The organism is Paenibacillus vortex V453, assembly GCF_000193415.1.
GTDB lineage: Bacteria > Bacillota > Bacilli > Paenibacillales > Paenibacillaceae > Paenibacillus_AQ > Paenibacillus_AQ glucanolyticus.
Genome location: NZ_ADHJ01000025.1, coordinates 272,610 through 292,708 on the forward strand (window position 1 = coordinate 272,610; position 20,099 = coordinate 292,708).

Below are 20,099 nucleotides of genomic sequence, written 5' to 3' on the forward strand. Positions count from 1 at the left end.
GCATTCCCCCTTACCTCAAATACCTGCCCGTAATGGAATGCTCTTCATGGATGATCTCCGTAGGAGTTCCTTCGTATACCACCTGACCACCCTTGCTGCCTCCGTCCGGTCCCATGTCGATGATCCAATCTGCCTGGCTAATCACATCGAGGTTATGCTCAATGACAATGACCGTATTGCCGGCATCCACCAGGCGGTTCATGATCTCCAACAGGTGGCCGATATCTGACATATGCAGCCCAGTCGTTGGCTCGTCCATCACGTAGATACTGCCCTTCTTATGCAGCTCGCTTGCCAGCTTAATACGCTGGCATTCACCGCCCGAAAGGGTGCTTAGCGGCTGACCGAGCGTAATATAGTTCAGCCCTACATCACTCATTGCCTGGAGCTTGCGCACAACCTCTTTTAGCTGAAAGAATTCCAAGGCCTGCTCTACCGTCATCTCCAATACATCGGCAATGGACTTCCCGTTCAGCTTGTACTCCAGCACCTCTTCCTTGAATCGCTTACCCCCGCATACATCACATGGAAGTTTCACGCTGTCAAGGAACGCTAGATCCGTATACACGACACCCAGTCCTTGGCAGTTCTCGCATGCCCCCTTGGAGTTGAAGCTGAAGAGGCCTTGATTGACTTTGTTCGCGGATGCAAACGCCTTGCGAACATCATCCATAATGCCCGTATAGGTCGCTGGATTCGAGCGTGTAGACACGCCTACCGCCGATTGGTCGATGACAATCGCATCCGATTGCTGGCTGAGGAATACTTCGTTGATCAGCGTGCTTTTGCCTGAACCGGCGACACCCGTAACGACGGTAAGTACCCCGGCAGGAATATCGACACTCACGTTCTGCAGGTTGTGCAGTGTGGCATCCTTAATGGACAGCTTGCCGGATGGCTGCCTGCAGTCCTGCTTCAGCTTAAGCGCTTGCTTCATATGGGTTCCCGTCAGTGTGCCTGCTTCCAGAAGACCCTGGAAGCTTCCTTCGTACACGATGGCACCGCCGCGGCTACCGGCGTGAGGCCCAACGTCGACGATATGGTCCGCGATTTTGATCACATCGGGATCATGTTCAACAACAATGACGGTATTGCCTTTGTCGCACAGCTTCTGCAGCAGTTCATTCAAGCGGTGTACATCACGAGGGTGCAAACCAACGCTGGGCTCATCAAAGATGTAAGTGACATCTACGAGACTGCCGCTTAAGTGCTTCACCATCTTGACACGCTGTGATTCGCCGCCAGACAATGTATCCGTCTCACGGTCCAGAGTCAAATAATCAAGCCCGATATCGATCAGATGCTGCAAGCGCTCGCCCAGTGACTTAACCACCGGTGCGGCGACCGCATCGTCAATCTCCCGAATGACGCGAACGAGTTGTCCGACCTCCATGGAAGACAACTCCGCAATGTTATATCCATTGATCCTGCAGCTTAAGGCGTCCTGGCTGAGTCTCGCACCGTGGCAGCTGGAGCAAGGCCCCTCGGAAATGTAGGGTGCAACCGCTTTTTGTGTCCGCTCGGACTTGGTCTTGACATCCTGCTTGATGTATTTGTTAGTGAACTTTTCGATGGCGCCTTCCACCGTTATATTCGTTGCCTTACCGGCGAAATCCATCTTCACTTTCCTGGCCTTGCCATACAGCAGCTGTTCCAGCTCTTCATCCGAGTAATCACTCAGCTTCTTGCCAGGGTCGAAGTCTCCCGACTGCACAAGCATGTTCCACTCCCAGCCGTTCACTGAATAGTCCGGCAGCATGATGGCTCCTTCATTCAGCGACTTGGACATGTCCACCGCCTTGCCCATATCTACGCCTAATTTGCGGCCGATACCGTTACACTCTGGACACATGCCTTGCGGATCGTTAAAGGAGAACATGTTCGCTCCTCCAACATGGGGCTGACCCACTCGGGAAAAGAGTAATCGGAGAATGGGAGATATATCGGTAATCGTGCCCATCGTGGAATGGGAGCCCCCGCCCAACCGCTTCTGATCTACAATAACCGCCATGCTCAGATTTTCGATTGCATCCGTATCCGGCTGCGGAACACGGGGCAGGAAGGTACGTATGAACATGCTGAAGTTCTCATTCAACAAACGTGTGGATTCCGCAGCAATCGTATCAAAGACGATCGAGGATTTGCCAGATCCGGATACCCCGGTAAAAATCGTGATCTTCCGTTTGGGAATACGCAAGGATACGTTCTTGAGATTGTTTTCCCTCGCACCTGAGATAACGATATATTCCTGATTAGATTCGTTCATGCCGTTCATGCTTCATATCCTCCAAGTTTTTTTCTTTTCTACTGCTGAAACAAAGTTATTGTGCCAACACCTTTTCAAGCTCGACAGTCCAAGCGCTCCAACCATACTTAGCGCCTTCAAGTCCATGGACATTGGAGAATCCGATTTGCTCGAGATGAAGGTTAACCTTCCCATCCCCTAAATCCTGCAGGGTCCAGTTCACCGTGTGTTGCTCATCCCCGGTTGCCCAAATATAAGACAATCGATGGGGTTCATCCACGATCGTTACTTCTCCTTCAACAATTCCATCCCATCCATTGTACGGCTGATGACGAAACTGAAAACGATGTCCTACGACAGGTTTAAAATCATTTTCCGTAATCCACTGGGCAAGCTTGTTGGGATCGGTCAAAGCGCTCCATACCTTTTCAATTGTTGACGTGTACTGAAAATCCATAGATAAAGTTAAACTCATTCTTCTTCCTCCTCTAATAACTGCTTCAATCGAAGCATATTCGTGCTCCAGTACTTGTTGTAGAAGCCCACCCAATCTTGAACCTCTTGCAGTGGAGAGGCATTTAGCCTGTATCTCGTTTCCCTGCCTACTTTACGGTCCTCCACCAGTCCGGCCTCTTTAAGAATTGTCAAATGCTTCGATACCGCTGTACGGCCCATTTGAAACTGTGGCGTCAACTCATGCAGGGGCAGCTCCTCTGCCTCTGATAGCAGATGAATCAGATGACGCCTGGTTGGATCTGCAATCGCATCAAACACGTCTCGCAACTGATTGATCTCGGTCACAACACCCTCTCCTATAATATTATTGCCAAGGGACAGGCGTTAGTTTCCCATCCATTAAACTACAAGTCTCTTCGATCTTTGCGCTTATGTAACAAATGTACTCAATCGACACCATTTAGTGTCGTTTTGATTATAGGCCACCCTTTGGTGTCGCGTCAACATTCTCTCATATCTGCCTGCGTTGGTATCTCAACGGATAATACAGCTGAATCGATGGATTAGAAACAAAACTAACAGAAGCAGCGGATAACCACAGCGAGAGCTGACCTTCATGAATGAACCATGAATCCATAACAGCAAAAATAACCAGTTCGACTTTATCAGCGACTGGTTATTTTTATTCGTTTCTGGAAGGATTTGATCACGGCAACACGAGGTTTACTTTTTAAGAACTGCCCATGAAGCATCACTAATTTCGTCCATTTCACTTCGCGTCAAGGAAAAGTTCATAGCTTTGACATTCTCCTCGGCATGTTTCACTTTAGTGGCTCCAGGAATCGCAAATATGCCCTCGCCTTGAGCGTGTATCATCCCATTCAAAGCAATCTGTGTCGGTGAGGCATCGTATTTCACTGCAAGCTCATCAAGAGTTTCGATAAGAGGCCATGATTTTCTTAAACCGGACGCACAGAAACCCGAGCTCCACTTTCTCGGACCCTTGATCGCTCTTACGAGGTCTTCATTTCGATACTATGATCCTCATATATTCGAATCTCGATTACTTCTGCTCGTTCACTGCCGTTCGTTTCCTTGATGACGACCCTGATTCGGTTCGATGGTATCGGCTCCTCAAATCGATGGATCTTTTTGCGTGTACGATTATGGTTATCACCGGCAACCGTTACCCACTCCCCATCCATATATGCCTGCAGCTCATATGCCTTAACCAGCTCCGGAATGATCAGGAACGGCGTCTCGTGATGATGCAGATTGATCAAATCCTCATTGACGTCATCATTGAAGGTAAGATGGATCTCCCGGATATCCGCTCGTTCTGGGAGCTCAACTTCCACCCATTCTACCCGGCCGTTTACGAGGGGCTCCGATACCCACATCTGCGGACCTCCATAAGGACGAACATAACCGCTAACCACTTTGTCAGCCGAATAAGCGCTGGTCTCAACCGCAAAACAGAACGGCTTGCGGACAAGGCCTCTCATCGACCATTCGATCACCAGCTGATCCGGCTGATGGTCCTCCAGATCGGAGCTGACTACCGGCTTGGCCCCGCGTTCGAATGCGAGCACGCCGGTGAGGGGTACCTCAGATGTAAAGAGACTTGCTGCCTCATTGGCGCGGACAATAACAAATCCATTGCACGGTTTATCGCCAAACAGCATCCGGTCCGCCGGAATATCCAGCCACTGCTTCTCACCGGCAGCAACCTCAATGATCAAAGTCTGCCTGTGATTTGCAGGCACATAGTTCTCATCGCGTCCCGTATCCCACAGCTCGATGTTCAACTGCGTGGTTTCCCTGGCGGTAACCAGGATACGGAGTCCTTCAACCTCTCCATCAGCCGGGAACAACAATCCAACGTCCGATATGAGTCGATACTCTTGAGCAGCGTTATCGAGCCATATGCCCTTCATTGTGCTCGACGCTCTGACAACTCCTTTCTTTGCCAAGTCATGAACATCCTCATTACGCAGACCGATGATCGAAGCATCGGTGCGCAGCATCGTTTGCTGGAGCTCAGACAGGTACCGCTCGCGCAATTCGCGCGGCGTGATCCTTTTCATAACGGACAATGCGGCACCAACGCCGGCTGCTTCGCCCATCACCGCACAGGTCGCCATGACGCGCGTCGTTCCGAAGGCCACATGTGTTGCACTAATATTCCGTCCGGCGAACAGCAGATTGCTTACGTTCCTCGAGTAAAGCGAACCGAATGGAATATGATAAATGCCGTCCATATGCAAATGCTTCGAGCCGCTTTCAGTTGCATACATCCCTTGCGGCGGATGAAGATCGATAGACCACCCGCCAAAAGCTACCCTATCTTCGAACGAACGCTGCGCAATAACATCGTTCTGCGTCAATATGGAATCCCCCAGAAAACGGCGGTATTCGCGTTTACCCGGAATCGATCCGACCCATTCCAAGGTCATATGATCGGCTTCAAACTCCCCCGAGTTCTTGATATAGTCCCATATGCCGTAAATGACTGACCATAACTCATCCCGGATCCGCTCGTTCTCATGGACCGTATCCAGCTCGCCTCCCCATTCAATCCACCAATAATGACAGCCGGAGTCACCGCTTCGAATGACGCGTTTGATCGGAATCGACGTTGTGGTAATATCTTTTGCAAAAGACGGGGCCACGAAACGCACGGGTTTCTCCGTTTCTTTAGTATAGAACAGCAAGGTGCTGCCGAGCGTGATGTCGTCAGCCACTTCCGGGGCCCAATCCTCTAAGAACTCGTGCCTGGCTTCACGCCCGATGCGGTATGCTGCTCCTGCAAGAAAACCAATGAGTCCGTCGCCTGTACAGTCGAGAAAAATCTCGCTTTCGAACGTAATTTCGCGCTCCGATCCCATCATCCAGCCTGTGACGCTGCGAATCACACGGTTATCCAGTTCTCCGACAGCTTCAACCTCTCTTACATCCGTATTCAGGAACAGCGTGAGGTTCGGCTCGGCTCTGACGGCATCCAACAACGTGACATCCCATAAATAGGGATTGCCTTCCGGGTTACGATATTGGTTTTCTATAAACAGTTCTCCCATGATGCCGGTCTCCCTGGCATAACGGTTCACTCCGTGCCCGGTTGCCCCGCATACCCATACGCGTACCTCGGAGCTGGAGTTGCCGCCAAGCACAGGGCGATTATGGACAAGCGCAACCTTTTGCCCCAGTCTTGCTGCTGCAATTGCGGCGCTAATTCCGGCCAGACCTCCTCCAATGACGATTATATGCGAATTTACTGTCTCTTGTCTCAATGTATGAACCTCCTTCGATTAGCCTTTAACTGCCGAACTCGATATACCTTGGATGATATATTTCTGTCCTATCAGGAATATTAGAATCATAGGAACGATTGCCGCTGAAGAAGCAGCCATCATGCCATTATAGTCAACGTTGTTTTCCAGAACGAAATTTTGCAGGCCAAGCGGAATCGTATAGAGCTCCGGACTTGTCAGAAACACGAGCGCATTCTCATAATCATTCCATTGCCAGGAGAAGTCGATAATGGCAAACGTCGCAATCGCTGGCTTGGCTAACGGCAGAATCAGCTTGAAGAATATCCGAAAATGGCCGGCTCCGTCCAAAAACGCGGATTCGGTAATCTCCTTCGGTATCCCGAGGAAAAACTGGCGAAGCATGAAGACTCCGAATATCGAGAACATGGCGGGCAGGATGAGCGCCCAATGGGTGTTGTAAATATGAAGCCAGTTAAACATAATGAACTTCGGAACGAATACGACTTGAGGGGGAATCATCATCATGGACAAATACATCATGAACAATGTATCCCGGCCTTTGAATTCCGTACGCGCGAAGCCGTAGGCCGCAAGGGCTGACATGAATACGGCGCCAACCGTGCCGATAACAGCGATTTTAATCGAATTCCAGTAATAAGGAAGAAAATTATAGTTCCCAGACCATATTCGGATATGGTTACTCCAGTCGAGCCTGGAAGGAAGCCATTGCCGAAAAACTTCGCTCGGCGTTTGGAACGAGGTGCTGAGCATCCATAGGAAAGGGACAATCATAAAGAATCCGGCAATCAACATAAGAATTGTCGTGACAAAAAGCTTAATGGAGAGGTTCTTTTTGATTTCAATCATACTGCCTGCTCCTCTCTAGTAATGAACCCAGCGTTTTTGGCCTACCCACTGGATGATGGTAATTACGAGAATAACCGCGAACAGAAACCAGGATATCGTTGACGCATAACCCATCTCATAGTAGCTGAATGCCGTTTTGTAGACGAATAAGGACAGGATTGTCGTGCTTCCGCTTGGTCCGCCGCCCGTTATGGCTTGAATCAGGGAGAAGGATTTGACCGTCATGATCAGTCCTGTAACCAGCAGCATAAACGTTGTCGGACTAACGAGCGGCCATACGATCTTCCACGTAATCGTCGACGCGCCCGCTCCATCGATTCGCGCCGCCTCCAGCTGCTCGGTGGAGATTTCCTGCAGCGCCGCAAGGTAAATAATCATATTGTAGCCAAGCATGAACCAAATCTGTACAACGTTGATCGCATACATCGCTGAGCCTGAATCCGCAAACCATCCTGGAGGAGAGGCGACACCGATCCAACGCAGTACTTCATTGATCGGTCCCTGCGACGGCTGGAACAACAGCATCCAGACAAAAGCAACAGCAACGCCGCTAGAGATATACGGAAGGAAAAACATACCCCTGAGCAATCCCTTCAAATACACACTGCGGTTAAGCACAAGCGCTACAAGGAATGCCAGTCCCAGTGAAACCGGAACGGATAACAGGAAAATCACAGTATATTTGATCGAGGCATAGAATTGATCATCACCAAAAAGGCGTTTGATATTATCCAATCCCGTGAACGTCCAGTTCGGATTGGCAAATTGATAGTCCGTGAACATCATAAAGAAGGAAAACAGGGCAGGCAGAATGAAAAATGCCAGAATCCCCAGCATATTAGGCAGAATAAAGGCATAGCCAACCCAGCCCTGTTTCCGAATCCAGCTGTTCTTTGTCACAGAAAACACCGCCTTTCTTCTTGTTTAGAGCTTTCTAGATACAACAAAGAGAGAAGAAGGAAGCGGAAGATCCTTCTTCTCTCTTAAGGGTATTGACCATATGCGATTACTTGATATAGTCCTGGTGGCGTTTGGTCATATTTGTAAGTGTTGTATCGATATCCTGCTCATTTAGGAAGTATTTCTCATATTCTTCCTTGCGGGCATCCAGCGCTTGCTGCGGAACATTCAGCTGGAACGACGGGAACTGACCGAACACCACGTTATTCAGCGATGCTGTATCGTAACTATCCTCATTCCCCTTGAGTAGCAGCTCCATCGCCTGTTGGTTATCCACACTCTTCGAGGATGGAATCCGACCACCGCTAGCCATTGGCAGCATGCCGCCATCGGCATACCATTTCGCGAACTTCCATGCCGCATCCTGATTTTTGGATTTGGCATTGACGGAGAGCATATCACCGAGTCCGCCAGCATATTTATAATCCTTCTGATCAGCGGTTACTTTCGGAATCGTTGCGAAAGCGATCTTGAAATCATGTGGAAATTCCTTCTGATTGTTGGCATTGCGGAAAATAAATTCCCCTGCGGCCAGCATGGCTGCCTCGCCTTTTAAGAAATTTGTATCTACCGGCATTTTGCTAGTTACTTGTTCACCGTACTCCGGTGTCGATTTGTCCACGAACATCATATCATGCACGGTTTGAAGCTGCTGCTTCCAAAGATCGTTATCAAAGTTGGATGTGCCATCCGGCTTCGTTACGCCAAGACCGGCAATAGTGCCATCAATTGTAGCGGTAAAGGCGGCGTCATGCTGCATAAGGCCATACACATTCTCTTTTGTTAATTTCTTCGCGTATTCTCTCAGATCGTCCCATGTCCAGTCGACGGAAGGAACCGGAAGTCCTGCTTCATCAAGCATGTTTTTGTTAAGCCAGATGAACAGCATGTTTTTCTTTGTAGGAATCCCGTAGTATTTATCGCCGATTTTCCATTGAGCAGCATCCGGGCCCATTTGCTCATCGATGTTGTAATCCGTTTTGCTGCTGAGGTCCAAAGCGACCCCTGCGTCAACGCGTTTTTGCAGGCGGTTAATCGTATAGTTGATGAACAAGTCTGCATCCTGGGCCGTGATGAGTGCCGTATCCAGCTTCAGGTTACCCGGATCATCATTTACGTAGCGGACGTATTCCACCTGAATGTCCGGATTTTCTTTATTCCAGTTGTCAATCACCTCTTGAGGACCTGCTTCAGCAGGAACCGCTCCCCAAAGCTTGAGGTTGATTTTTTCACCCGAACTGCCTGCTGAAGCTTCACTTGCCGATCCTGCATTCGCCCCTTCATTGCTGCTACTGCTGTTAATGCCTCCACATGCGCTGAGCATCGAAGCTGCCAGAGTGGTCATTAGAACTAACTTCAACCATTTTCTCCGTTTCACTCGTGGTCCCCCTCATCAAAATGATAAGCTTATTGCCTACGTCTTTAACTTTATCACCTGCCTGGCATTGGGGGTATGAACGGCGTTTGGATATTCATAGAACGAATTTTTGTTCTTTCCGGTATTCGTTTGGGGTCACACCGCACCAGCGCTTGAATATTTTGATGAAATAATTGTCGTTCTCAAAGCCTACCATTCTGCCGATTTCGCTAACCGTCTTCTCGGTTTCGGACAGCAGCATTTTCGCCGCTTGAACGCGGCGGTTCTGGATAAAGTGCGTCAGCGTGGTGCCGGTCTTCTTCTTGAATAAATCACTGACATAACTGGCATCCATGCGGACAAATTCAGCCAGTCTCTTTAATGTCACTTCCTCGGCAAAATGCTCTTCAATGTAGTTGATCATTCGGTTCAGCTCCGGGTGGTCCGTCGGTTCTTGGGCAGTCCTGTCCGGGAACCATTTATCTGCCAGGCGAAGCTTGTCCATTCTCGTCAGCTCTGCAGCCACTTTGTCCATGGCTTGCTTGAGTCCCTTCAAATCCAGAGAAAGCTTCATCAAATAGCCAGAAGCCCCGTACTCCACCGCTTGCCTGGCATACTCGAACTCACTTACTGCCGTCAGCATGACAAACCGGCACTGGAAACCTTCCTCCCTCGTCAGCTGCAATAATCGGACGCCATCCATTCGCGGCATAAAAATGTCGGAGATGACAACATCGGGCTGCAGCTCCCGAATCAATTGCAGACCCTCCTCACCGTTTACCGCTTCACCTACAATTTCGAACGGAATATCCGCCTTTACAAACAATTTGCGTAAGCTTGCTCTCGCGTACTGTTCATCTTCAACGATCAGCGTGCGCCACATGCGCGCTCCCCTCCTTCAAATAGGGTTTGGATAGCAATAACGGGAAATGCATGACAACCTTGGTTCCTTCGTCCGTCGACTCGATCAGAAGTCCTGTCGGCTGGTTCTTAAACATAAGCTCCAGGCTTTCCCGAAGATTTTGGAGGCCAATGCTTTTTCGTTTCCGGTTGGACTGATTCTCCTGCGATCGCTTAATCCCCATGCCATTATCCACAACTTCCAAATAAAGCAGCGAATTGCGGCTTGATGCACAAATGACGATTTGCCCCTCATGATGGGATTGTCCAAACCCATGGAGCAGCGAATTTTCTACCAGCGGCTGCAGGCAAAATTTCGGAATCAGCGCATACTCCAGATCCTCGCTTACTTCATACTGAATCTCAATGCCGTGCCCGAATCGTTTCCGCTGGATATCCATATAGGATTCGACCAGTACAATTTCGTCCTTCAGAAGAATGAGGTCAACCTCCAAATTCAGCGTCGTTTCCAATATGTTGCCAAGCGCAACACAAATCTCGTAAATCTCATCCTCATCCTTATCCAGCGCGATACTCTTGATAGTGTTCAGCGTGTTCAGCAGAAAATGAGGATTCATCTGACTAAGCAGCACCTGAAACCGGACAAATTGCTTTTGACGCTCCTCAAGCTTTAACCGCTCCAACAGATTATTGATGTCTGCAATCATATAATTGAAGCTTCGGGTCAACGCCAGTAATTCACCCCGACCCTGTTCCGGAAGCTTGGTCTTCAAATTCAATTTTACGGTGGTCTCCATTTTTCGCTGAAGCAGCTTCAAAGGCCCGGTGACCGTTGAAGAAATGAGGTAAGTCAAGAGTACAAACAGCAGCAGGATAGCCCCATAAACGGTATAAAACCTCTGCTTCTGTTTGTTCACTTCTTCAAACAACAAGGACAGCGGCACCTTCTTCACGAGATAACCGTCCAGCTCTTGAATCTTGCTGTAGGTATACATCGTATGATTGTTCACAATGGATTGGGAGGAGGAATCCGCTCCCGCGCTCTGACTGGCTGCTGCAATAGTAGATGACACGGTAGACGGCACGTCCTCTTCCGAATCCGATTGAAGCAGCGTATGTCCGTTTGCATCCAGCAGGAAATAGGCGCCTTCCCCATGTCTGCCGAATGTTTTTTCCTCGAACCAGCCCTCATAATCGATACTAAAACGTCCGTAAGCAAATGGCTTCAATCCATCGTCACGCAGCAATGCGTAAAGGCTCAGCATCCGAATGCCCTGCCTCTCTCGGACCTCCGTCGTGTGATCATCGGATGTCCAGATGTAACGCTGTCCCCCTGCCCTTTTCAGCTCCTGCACCCAGGGCTCGGAGCTCATGGCGGCATAATTCAGGGAGCTCACCGGTGTATACGAGGTGTAAGCGTTTCCTTTTAAATCGATTAAAGTGTAGAAAACCGTAGCTCCTGTTAGGAAAAAGCTGTTTTCAATACCTGCAAATTTATTTTCAACGATTCGTTTTCGATGGATAGCATCATATAATTCCGGCTGCTGCATGACTTGGCGGAGGACGGAATCCTGTTCCAGCAGCATCCCGGTTTTCATCACAAGGCTCATCAAATCGATAAGATCGTATTTGATGCCTTCGAGCTGCTTGATGTTGCTGTCCGAAGCATTCCGCTGGAGTATCGTTTCCGTTTCCCGGAAGTTGTAGAGGAATAATAGCGCAATCGGCGCGAGGAGAAACAACAGAAAGGAAAACAAGATTCGGTGTTTAAAGGTTTCAGGCGTTATTCGTCGTAACCATCTGGTCAACATGATTATGGCTCAGCCCTCCAATCGGTGTGTATCTCCCAATTTACTTGAGGTTACACTTGATCGCAACCCTAATTTTTTTAAGCTCAAACGAACAGATCCTGAAGAAACGTAAACCAGACCTTGATAGAGTCTGGTTTACGCTTTTGAATCGGCATTTCTATGGATCTATACTTGTCATGTATGTATTAGGCAATCCCAAATCCTCATATAATACTGCGCCTGTACGGTGTGCTGCCGTATGAACGCGACTAGATCCGTCACGCGAACGAATCAGTGCAACACGCTTTAAAACAAAAAAAGCCGCGAATTCCGCGACTTTATCCTCATATCCCTTGCTGCGTTCCTTAGCCGAACAATTGGAGCATAGGTTTTTATCATAACCGGCCGATCATTCATTTTCCTTACAGCTGCTTCAATTGGTTCTCGGCTTCCTTTACTATAAATCCATATTCGTTTCTGTCCTGATATAAAGATATTACGTGTTTAAGAGCAAGTTTATACGCCGTTTCATATGCCTCATGTTGAGTTGTCTCAACGTCCGGCGTCACGCCTATTCCCTCCCAATTGGTTTGGGTAACGGGATTAATCGCTCGTCCATCCGGGATAAATATACCAAAGTGTTTCGTTAATTGATGAACGGCTCCAGGATTGGCTCCTCCTGCGGTAACTTCTCCAATGATGGTTGCCCGCTTTAAGTTTTTCAGATTATATGTAAACTCTTCCGCAGCAGAGAATGTTCTGTGGCTCGTTAATACATAAACAGGTTTGTTTCCATACCGTTTTCCGGGCACATACGATAACGTCCAAGACTGACTTATAACATCGTTTGCCCGCGAATAAAAACTGTTTAAGTGAAAAGGTTCGGAATCAAACAAATAACTTGTGATAAAGGCAACCATCGATGGGCTCCCGCCACCGTTATTCCGTAAATCAAAGATAAGCGCGTCCGTGTTAGCCACCAAATTCATTGCATTTACTGCAGCCTCGCCTGCAAACTCTGGATCGTGAAAACCTCGCAAATGGATATAACCAATGTTCCCCGCAAGACGTTCAATTCTATGAAAACCATAATTATCGAGCTTTGCATGCAGGAGATATTCCTCCCTTTGCTCCTTCTCACTAATCTTCATATCAACCGACTTCTCTTGTTCCGTGTATCGTAATTTCAAATGCTTGTCTTTACTAATTTCCCGAAGGTCATATGTGACTTGTTCACAAAAAGCTTCTGCGTTTTTAATCGCTTCATATTCTTTTCCGACTAACTTATGCTCCAAGTAATTTCCCATTTCTTCAGCAACATCGGGAAACACATAATGATTATTTAACGCTTTGGCTAATGAATGGATTACCTCTTCATGAGCCCAACCCCTCATCTGGTTAGCTTCCACGATCATCATCCCCTCTAAATTATTGTTCAAAACGGACCCGTTGAAAAACAATTGATCTATCTGCTCTCGGAGGGATTGATAAGTGCAAGAACCTGATGATCCTCCCATACCCCGTTGATCTTCACGTTGCTTCGGGCTATGCCTTCTTTGTGGAACCCTGCATGCTCAAGCACGCGTATGGAGCCGGGATTCCGGGGAGAGGCCTCCCCTACGATCCGGTGAAACCGAAGCTCCTCGAAGGCATAGCGTACCACCTGTTTTACGGCTTCTGTCATATAACCCTTGCCGTTATGATTCTGGTCCAGGCTGTATCCGATCATACAGCTCTGAAGCGGGTCCCGTACCACGAAGGACAGCCCTATACTACCAATAATCCGGTCGTCCTCGGTGCGGCATATCACGAAGTCATATTTCCGGTCCTCCTCCCTGTCCGTCTTACTTTTCCTAATCATTTGGAGCTGATGCTCCTCTGTATAGAACGCTTCCGGGTTGCTTGGTGAGAAGTTCTCAAAAAAGACCCGATTGCGATTGTACATGTCTGTCAATTCTGCGGCGTCCGCTTCCTCCGGAAATCGGACATATACTTGCTGCTCTATCATCTGCACCATCCCCACCAACTCATAAAATGTAAGGAGATTATATCACAGGATGGAAAGGGGCAGATATTGCGATTCGCAAAACAAAAAAAGCCGCGAATTGCGCGACTTCCCAGACCTATATGCTCTTGTCCAACGAGACTTCGCTGAGCGCGTTGTTCCCCTTATTCCTGGAGATAAAAGTGATGCTTTGTCTGCCTTGTTCCGACTATTCTCCGCGAACGACACGAAGGCCTTGATCAGGACCGAAGCCATTCGCATCAAACTTGCCTCGGAAGGATATCTCGTTGTTGCTGACGTCACCCATCCAACCGCCGCCCTTCACAAGCCGGTAGGAGCCGGTCCGGCTGTCCGAATCGCCATGCCACTCCCAACACCATTCCCTTACGTTGCCAGACATATCGTAAATGCCTAACTCATTGGGTTTCCGGGTACCGATCGATTTGGTTTGATTGCGGTTGTTCTCTATGGCTGGCCAGTTCCAATTTCCGGTTAAGGGTTTGTTCCCGGCGTTTTTCCAATACCATGCGACCTCGTCGGCATTATTGCTGCCGCTGTATATGTAACCCTTGCTCGCCTGACCTCCGCCTGCAGCATATTCCCACTCCGCTTCGGTTGGCAATCGGTAACCGTTAGCCCCCTCATGGATCGTGACTATCCATTTTATATTATCGTTCTCATTGTTGTTATTCGGGTCCTTTTTGTTCTTGTCTATATTGTAAAACGGATTTAAACCCTCTTTTAGACTTCTTTGATTACAGTATTCCACAGCGTCATACCAGCTCACCATCTCTACGGGTAAATTGTCGCCTTTGAATCCCGAGGGATTACTGCCCATGACTTCGGCCCATTCTTTTTGGGTGACCTCATATTTGCCGATATAAAAATTCGATAGGGTCATGCCTTCTCCAGCGTAATTGGAGTTGTTGTTCTTAAAGGTTCCGCCCTCCACGAATACAAGATCATTCTTCGATTCAGGTTTTTCTTCCGAACATGCGCTGATCACAACCACTGCTGCTATTAAAAGAAACATGAATAGCTTTCTCATTGACATATCTCCTTTAAGCCTGATAGGAAAAATGATAAACGATGATAGCCTGCTGCTCGGCTCCGGCAAGCCATGGGCCGCTGTTCCCGTTAATTCCGCTAGCCCTGCCCAGCGCAACGGGACCGATGGATACAACGGGAGGAGAACGGCCAATCGGCCGCCCTCCAATGTTGAAGTCCACTTTGGTATGACATAATTTATCCGCGTAATTCATTACCGGTAGCTTGAAACACCGAATGAGTAAGCGGTTTCAATTCTGATCGTTCGTTGTGTTGCCTTCAATGCACCCGTTACCATACCGTTACGTTGGAGCTGCCGCTGCTCTGATAGCCCTCTGTCGCTAACACCTGATAGGCCCAGCTGCTTCCCAGATTCATTCCTTTGCTAGCCCATGCATTCACATGATTGCTGAACGTAATACTGGAGTTGACGCCGGTCGCTCTCTTCGATTGCCGAACACTCCAGTACTGGGCAAACGTTTGTGTCCCGTCAATGGAAGGAGCGTTGTATCTCATTGTCGTATAGATGTCATATGTGCCCCCATCACTCGTCACCGTGCCTTTATGTGTTCCCGTAGGCCGATACGTCCCCCAGCTGTCCACAACGTAATATTCGATGAGTGAGTTCCGGGTCCATCCGTAAAGGGTCAAATACCCATTGCCGGACGGCGCCCAGACACCGGCATTATAGTTAATTGTCCGGTTTGAAGATCCGGTATTCCAGCCTTTACCGACTACGAAATTCCCGGTATTTTGCCAGGTCACGCTGTAATTGCCGCCGGACCCATTAACGGCATTGACCGTACCGCCGCCATCCGTCCAATTTTGCCAGTAGTCCGTAGCTGCACTTGAGGTTGATGCAAACAAGCCAAAACTCATGGATGCTGCAAGAATGACCGTCATCAATTTCTTACTAAACCTAAACATAATCTACCTCCTCAGATTTTTGTAATTGCCTCATACGTCTGCATGTCGATTGGTTCGCTGTGCAGCACATCCCTTATCCTGTATGTTTTTTCCTTTACCTCCTTTCTAAGTAAATTATAGAATGATAGCGATTTCATAACACTTCACAAATTAAATATGTTACATCAATTATTTTGCAATTTAAAATATTCTGAGTTTAAATTGATTCTCCAGATCTATTGAGAATAATTAACATTTAAAGTAAATTATGCTTATCAAACCAAGAGCAATGATACGCAGAGGAAATCGTTTCACGCCAACACGTAAGCGCTGTCAATCACTAGTTTTCCGTGAAGTTTTGAAAGGAGGCGATGCTGCTTTACGCAGGTAGACAAAATCTGATAAACGATTAGTGAGGAGGAATTAATGATGAGAAAGGGCATATTCGGGGCGCTGGGCAAATCCAAAATGATGCTGCCTCTATTGATTGTCGTAGCTATGATGATGAGCTTGTTCCCGCGCGAGGTTTCAGCAGCAGAACGGGGTGCATGGGCACCCAATGTGGCTTACGCCGTAAACGATACCGTCACTTACAGTGGAAAGACGTACAAGGCTATTCAGCCCCATACCTCATTGACAGGCTGGGAACCACCCAATGTTCCGGCATTGTGGCAGCAGGTTCAAGGCGGCGGAGGCTCCGATACGGTAGCTCCCACAGCTCCCGCGAACGTAACCGTGAGCGGAGTCACCTCCTCCAGCGTAACTTTGTCCTGGCAGGCCTCCACGGATAATGTAGGTGTGACAGGTTATGATGTATACCAAGGTACATCACTTGCAGTAACCGTAACCTCGAATACAGCGACAATCACCGGGCTCTCCGCCAAGACAACCTATTCTTTCAAGATCGTTGCCAAGGACGCTGCTGGAAACCTTTCTCCAGCCAGTGCAACGGTGAGTGCAACAACAGCCGAGGGAACTCCTGGCGGTGTTGGCCAACTGCCGAAGCATATATTGACAGGATACTGGCAAAATTTTGTCAATGGTGCTACCAATGTGAAAGTGAGAAATATACCGGATCAGTACGATATCATTGTATTAGCCTTCGCAGAGATGGACCCTGCTAATCCCGGAGGTGTCACCTTTACGGTTAATTCTGCCCTATCCAATGCTCTCGGCGGGTACACAGAAGCTGAGCTGATCTCGGATATCCAGGCTAAACGTGCTCAAGGCAAGAAGGTTATTATATCTATTGGAGGAGAACTGGGGAACGTCAATCTTAATAATCCTTCGCCGAATATAACGAATTTTGTGAACAGCGTTTATGGGATCATCACGAAATTTGGACTGGATGGATTGGACGTTGACCTCGAGCATGGCTTGAATGTACCTAATTTAACCAATGCGATTCGTCAATTGAAGCAAAAAGTCGGGAATGATTTTGTATTGACGATGGCTCCGCAAACCATTGACATGCAGAATCCAAATACATCTTATAGCCAGCTTTATAACAATCTGAAGGATATAACGACCGTGGTGAACGTGCAGTACTATAATTCCGGATGCATGCTGGGTCGTGACGGAAAATGTTACAGCCAGGGAACCGTTGATTTCCTTACGGCTCTTTCGGACTTGACGCTGCAGTGGGTGTCTCCTTCCCAATTGGGATTGGGCGTGCCAGCTACCCCTTCAGCCGCAGGGGGAGGATATGTTTCCCCTACGGTTGTCAATAATGCACTGAATTGTCTTGCAACCGGAAACAGCTGCGGAAGTTATAAGCCAGTAGCTAAATACCCTGATATCCGAGGAGCGATGACATGGTCCATTAACTGGGATGCAACCACGAATTATACCCTTGCCAAGACAGTAAGGCCATTCTTGAGCACACTCCCTTAATATCAATGAGCTGCTTGCTGAGAGCCAGTCCAATCAATAACCAGCCTTAGTGCTGCCAGAACTAATATAAATTTCTTCACTGACTGCCCATCAAAAGTCGCCGCTCTCTTCCGTTGACGGAAAGAAGCGGCGGCTTTTTGACTTGACTCCATTTTCGGATGCATTAGCCAGCCCTGTTGCTGGATCTCCAGCAAGGTATCTATTTTCACGCTCAACGGTCCGGGCAAATGTTATGGATTTGGGAGATCAGCTCTTCTGAATTGGTACGGAACGCTTGGTTCGAATCCGTCCAGGTTGAATTGAGAAAATACGAGGCATGAAATCGCCAGCCCTGATGATCCGGATTAAAATCCATCTGAATTTCGCGCCCCGGCTTCCCTCGGTACAACCTGGATCCTGGCTTACGCCAGCTGCCGATTTGGGTGATCCTGTCCGGGTTCTGTCCAGTAATATAGGTGAATCTTTCATTATATGGAATGTCCTTCACATAAAACTTGGGGCAGCCCACAGCAAATACCTGCACATGCTGAATATCGTGTTTGTCCTCCAAATAAAGTCCTGCCCGATAGGCAATTACACCTCCGGCGCTGTGTCCGATAAGGATCAGGCGATCTGCATCTGATGCATGCTGAAGAATGATTTGCGCTGCCTTGGTAACTCGCCGGGACTGATCGCGAGCCAGATCATAGCCAACCTGCGTAAGCTGCCGGGCCAGCAAACGCAAGGTTGAGGAGCCCTTGGTGCCGTTTGCCATACCGTAGGGAAAGATCATCACGATCTTAGCTTGCTGATAGCTTTTGGCAATCTCACTGGCAGCCGCTTCAAAATTATTCCGATACGTCAACACACCAGCAAAAAAGAAAACCACCGTGCGGCACTGTGTTGTGCATGCGCTATTGGAGGATACAAACGTCTCTGTCATTCCACAGTCCCCTTCTTGTCTATTAATCACATTCAGCGCACTCATGCTGTTGGAGAAGTATTACCCCTATGATAAACAAAACTTCAGTTCAGTTCAAAGGCAGCCTGGGACAAGAACTCCTATCAGTAAAAACAAAAAAGCCGCGGTTTCCGCGACTTCTCCAGGCTCTAAGCTCAAAATTTCGTCCTTCCCCATTAGTCCCGGACTATCACGTTGGTATTAAAATAGATCGGATTGGTCAATGCAGCCATCATCGTCCTTTCCACCTGTTGAAAATACCGCCAGATTTCGGCTCGCACAAAGCGCCGTTCCTTAGCATCAAATCTAAGTATCCTTTCCCCATCCGTTTCAGCAGCGATCTCCTCTTCAAAGCCTCGTTCGCTGTATAGCCGAACCAGATCACCGGCACGCAAACCATCCAATTGAACAACTACGTCTTGATCAGCCTGATCAAATGGCACTTCATCTCCAATTCCAAACTCGCCGCATTGGAGGTTGGCAAACGGCCCGTCAGGGGCATGAGTGATTACGACATGACCCTGAACAATGCCGTCCAGCACTCGCTCCACGGTTTTTTCCTCAGACCAGACCCATACACATGGCATCGCATGCTTCACGTGCGGACCCGGACGATGCACGTCACTTCCGCCCACCGCTACCAGACGTTTGCCCTTGACGAGCTGCTCCTGCCACCAGGAAAGCGCGCGTCGGTTTCGCTCATCCCAGGGGCCGTTCCACACCTCCACCCCGTCGTGATCCACTTCGAAGTCCCATTCCCATGGGCAATGATCACAGTGTGTGTGATTTAATACAATTTTGGCCCCCCGCTCACGCGCAATCCGAAACTTCTCATGTACATCGGACATCTCTGTTACACGGAAATCATCCATGGGGCTCATAGCTCCGAGAAAATTGCTATGCCCGAAATTCGTTGTAAATTCCGAACCCGGAATCATCAGAACCGATGTTTCTCGGGGATACGCGAGGTTTTGACTGCTCGTATTGTGATCTGTCATCGCGATAAAATCGCATCCCAGACTCTCCATAATGGCTGCATTCTCTTCCAGTGTATAGGCACCATCGCTATGAACGCTGTGCGTGTGAAGGTCTCCCTTCAACCAGCGCGGTGTCTTGTGCATAAACTCAATGTCGATCGTTACCGTGCAGCCTTCTTCCGGTACCTTGTAGGCATTATGAAGTACAGCCCATTCGCCCGGGGCCAGTGCTCCCGGCAGATAACCCGGGGTCGCTTGGCTCTGTGCGATGTTAAATTCCTGACGCGCTCCCCCGCTCCAGCCTCTGACTCTGACGCTGTCCCGTACACCAAGATCAATCACCGCTGCGGATTCCCTGCCGTATGCTTCCACCTGATAGCGAACGTGGATTTCCTCAACCTGCTCCGGCATTTGGAACGGAACCTCAATGTACGTGCTTTGCTCCGAATGCTCAATATATCGCTTGAAAGTAGCAGAAGAACGCCGCTGCGCGTTTGAGTTTGCCATGTGTATCCCTCCTGAT

The 20,099-nt window shown here is 48.7% G+C and carries 19 protein-coding genes; 1 reads left to right on the forward strand and 18 read right to left on the reverse strand.

What is annotated here, in order from left to right; genetic code table 11:
* Nucleotides 1-10 precede the first annotated feature (10 nt).
* From PVOR_RS16185 to PVOR_RS16255, 15 genes are all read right to left on the reverse strand, one after another.
* On the reverse strand, nucleotides 11-2,266 hold the full coding sequence (locus PVOR_RS16185; RefSeq protein WP_006210448.1) for an ATP-binding cassette domain-containing protein: 2,256 nt from the start codon (nucleotides 2,264-2,266) through the stop codon (nucleotides 11-13).
* A 55-nt stretch (nucleotides 2,267-2,321) separates the two neighbouring features.
* Nucleotides 2,322-2,720 carry an SRPBCC family protein gene (locus tag PVOR_RS16190; RefSeq protein ID WP_006210449.1) on the reverse strand — a complete coding sequence of 133 codons (399 nt, stop codon included), beginning with the start codon at nucleotides 2,718-2,720 and terminating at the stop codon, nucleotides 2,322-2,324.
* Entirely contained in the window at nucleotides 2,717-3,046 is a 330-nt protein-coding gene (locus PVOR_RS16195) for an ArsR/SmtB family transcription factor (RefSeq protein ID WP_006210451.1), read from the reverse strand. The genes PVOR_RS16190 and PVOR_RS16195 overlap by 4 nt, the downstream gene beginning before the upstream one ends.
* Before the next feature lie 378 nt (nucleotides 3,047-3,424).
* Nucleotides 3,425-3,709 (reverse strand): aldo/keto reductase, encoded by a 285-nt coding sequence (locus PVOR_RS16200; protein ID WP_083811696.1) that lies wholly within the window; start codon nucleotides 3,707-3,709, stop codon nucleotides 3,425-3,427.
* Nucleotides 3,710-3,714: 5 nt separating this feature from the next.
* Nucleotides 3,715-5,991, reverse strand: coding sequence for an FAD-dependent oxidoreductase (locus PVOR_RS16205; RefSeq protein WP_006210454.1), 2,277 nt, complete (start codon nucleotides 5,989-5,991; stop codon nucleotides 3,715-3,717).
* Between the two features lie 18 nt (nucleotides 5,992-6,009).
* Nucleotides 6,010-6,840: a carbohydrate ABC transporter permease gene (locus PVOR_RS16210; RefSeq protein WP_006210455.1), complete on the reverse strand. Its 831-nt coding sequence runs from the start codon at nucleotides 6,838-6,840 to the stop codon at nucleotides 6,010-6,012.
* A gap of 15 nt (nucleotides 6,841-6,855) precedes the next feature.
* Nucleotides 6,856-7,740, reverse strand: a complete 885-nt coding sequence (locus tag PVOR_RS16215) for a carbohydrate ABC transporter permease (protein ID WP_006210456.1) — start codon at nucleotides 7,738-7,740, stop codon at nucleotides 6,856-6,858.
* Between the two features lie 106 nt (nucleotides 7,741-7,846).
* Complete coding sequence (locus PVOR_RS16220; protein ID WP_040680670.1) at nucleotides 7,847-9,178, reverse strand: ABC transporter substrate-binding protein; 1,332 nt, start codon at nucleotides 9,176-9,178, stop codon at nucleotides 7,847-7,849.
* A gap of 94 nt (nucleotides 9,179-9,272) precedes the next feature.
* Entirely contained in the window at nucleotides 9,273-10,040 is a 768-nt protein-coding gene (locus tag PVOR_RS16225; protein ID WP_006210459.1) for a response regulator transcription factor, read from the reverse strand.
* The gene (locus PVOR_RS16230; protein WP_006210460.1) at nucleotides 10,018-11,829 is read right to left on the reverse strand and encodes a cache domain-containing sensor histidine kinase; all 1,812 of its coding nucleotides are present in this window, start codon (nucleotides 11,827-11,829) and stop codon (nucleotides 10,018-10,020) included. Before PVOR_RS16230 ends, PVOR_RS16225 begins: the two co-directional genes overlap by 23 nt.
* A gap of 401 nt (nucleotides 11,830-12,230) precedes the next feature.
* The gene (locus PVOR_RS16235; protein WP_160164004.1) at nucleotides 12,231-13,247 is read right to left on the reverse strand and encodes a S41 family peptidase; all 1,017 of its coding nucleotides are present in this window, start codon (nucleotides 13,245-13,247) and stop codon (nucleotides 12,231-12,233) included.
* 26 nt (nucleotides 13,248-13,273) lie between these two features.
* Complete coding sequence (locus tag PVOR_RS16240; protein WP_082834471.1) at nucleotides 13,274-13,816, reverse strand: GNAT family N-acetyltransferase; 543 nt, start codon at nucleotides 13,814-13,816, stop codon at nucleotides 13,274-13,276.
* Between the two features lie 205 nt (nucleotides 13,817-14,021).
* Nucleotides 14,022-14,861 (reverse strand): formylglycine-generating enzyme family protein, encoded by an 840-nt coding sequence (locus tag PVOR_RS16245; RefSeq protein ID WP_006210463.1) that lies wholly within the window; start codon nucleotides 14,859-14,861, stop codon nucleotides 14,022-14,024.
* A gap of 13 nt (nucleotides 14,862-14,874) precedes the next feature.
* A complete protein-coding gene (locus PVOR_RS16250) occupies nucleotides 14,875-15,075 on the reverse strand; it encodes a hypothetical protein (protein ID WP_006210464.1) in 201 nt (66 codons plus the stop codon).
* Nucleotides 15,076-15,151: 76 nt separating this feature from the next.
* The gene (locus tag PVOR_RS16255) at nucleotides 15,152-15,787 is read right to left on the reverse strand and encodes a glycoside hydrolase family 11 protein (RefSeq protein WP_006210467.1); all 636 of its coding nucleotides are present in this window, start codon (nucleotides 15,785-15,787) and stop codon (nucleotides 15,152-15,154) included.
* Nucleotides 15,788-16,195: 408 nt separating this feature from the next.
* Between PVOR_RS16255 and PVOR_RS16260 the strand changes: the two genes are divergently transcribed.
* Nucleotides 16,196-17,659, forward strand: coding sequence for a chitinase (locus PVOR_RS16260; protein WP_006210468.1), 1,464 nt, complete (start codon nucleotides 16,196-16,198; stop codon nucleotides 17,657-17,659).
* A 2-nt stretch (nucleotides 17,660-17,661) separates the two neighbouring features.
* On the opposite strand, the gene PVOR_RS30680 is transcribed toward PVOR_RS16260, so the two are convergent.
* From PVOR_RS30680 to PVOR_RS16275, 3 genes are all read right to left on the reverse strand, one after another.
* Complete coding sequence (locus PVOR_RS30680) at nucleotides 17,662-17,874, reverse strand: hypothetical protein (protein WP_040680671.1); 213 nt, start codon at nucleotides 17,872-17,874, stop codon at nucleotides 17,662-17,664.
* Complete coding sequence (locus PVOR_RS16270; RefSeq protein ID WP_006210473.1) at nucleotides 17,871-18,581, reverse strand: lipase family protein; 711 nt, start codon at nucleotides 18,579-18,581, stop codon at nucleotides 17,871-17,873. The genes PVOR_RS30680 and PVOR_RS16270 overlap by 4 nt, the downstream gene beginning before the upstream one ends.
* A gap of 194 nt (nucleotides 18,582-18,775) precedes the next feature.
* Nucleotides 18,776-20,083, reverse strand: coding sequence for a CehA/McbA family metallohydrolase (locus tag PVOR_RS16275; RefSeq protein WP_006210474.1), 1,308 nt, complete (start codon nucleotides 20,081-20,083; stop codon nucleotides 18,776-18,778).
* Between the last annotated feature and the right edge of the window lie 16 nt (nucleotides 20,084-20,099).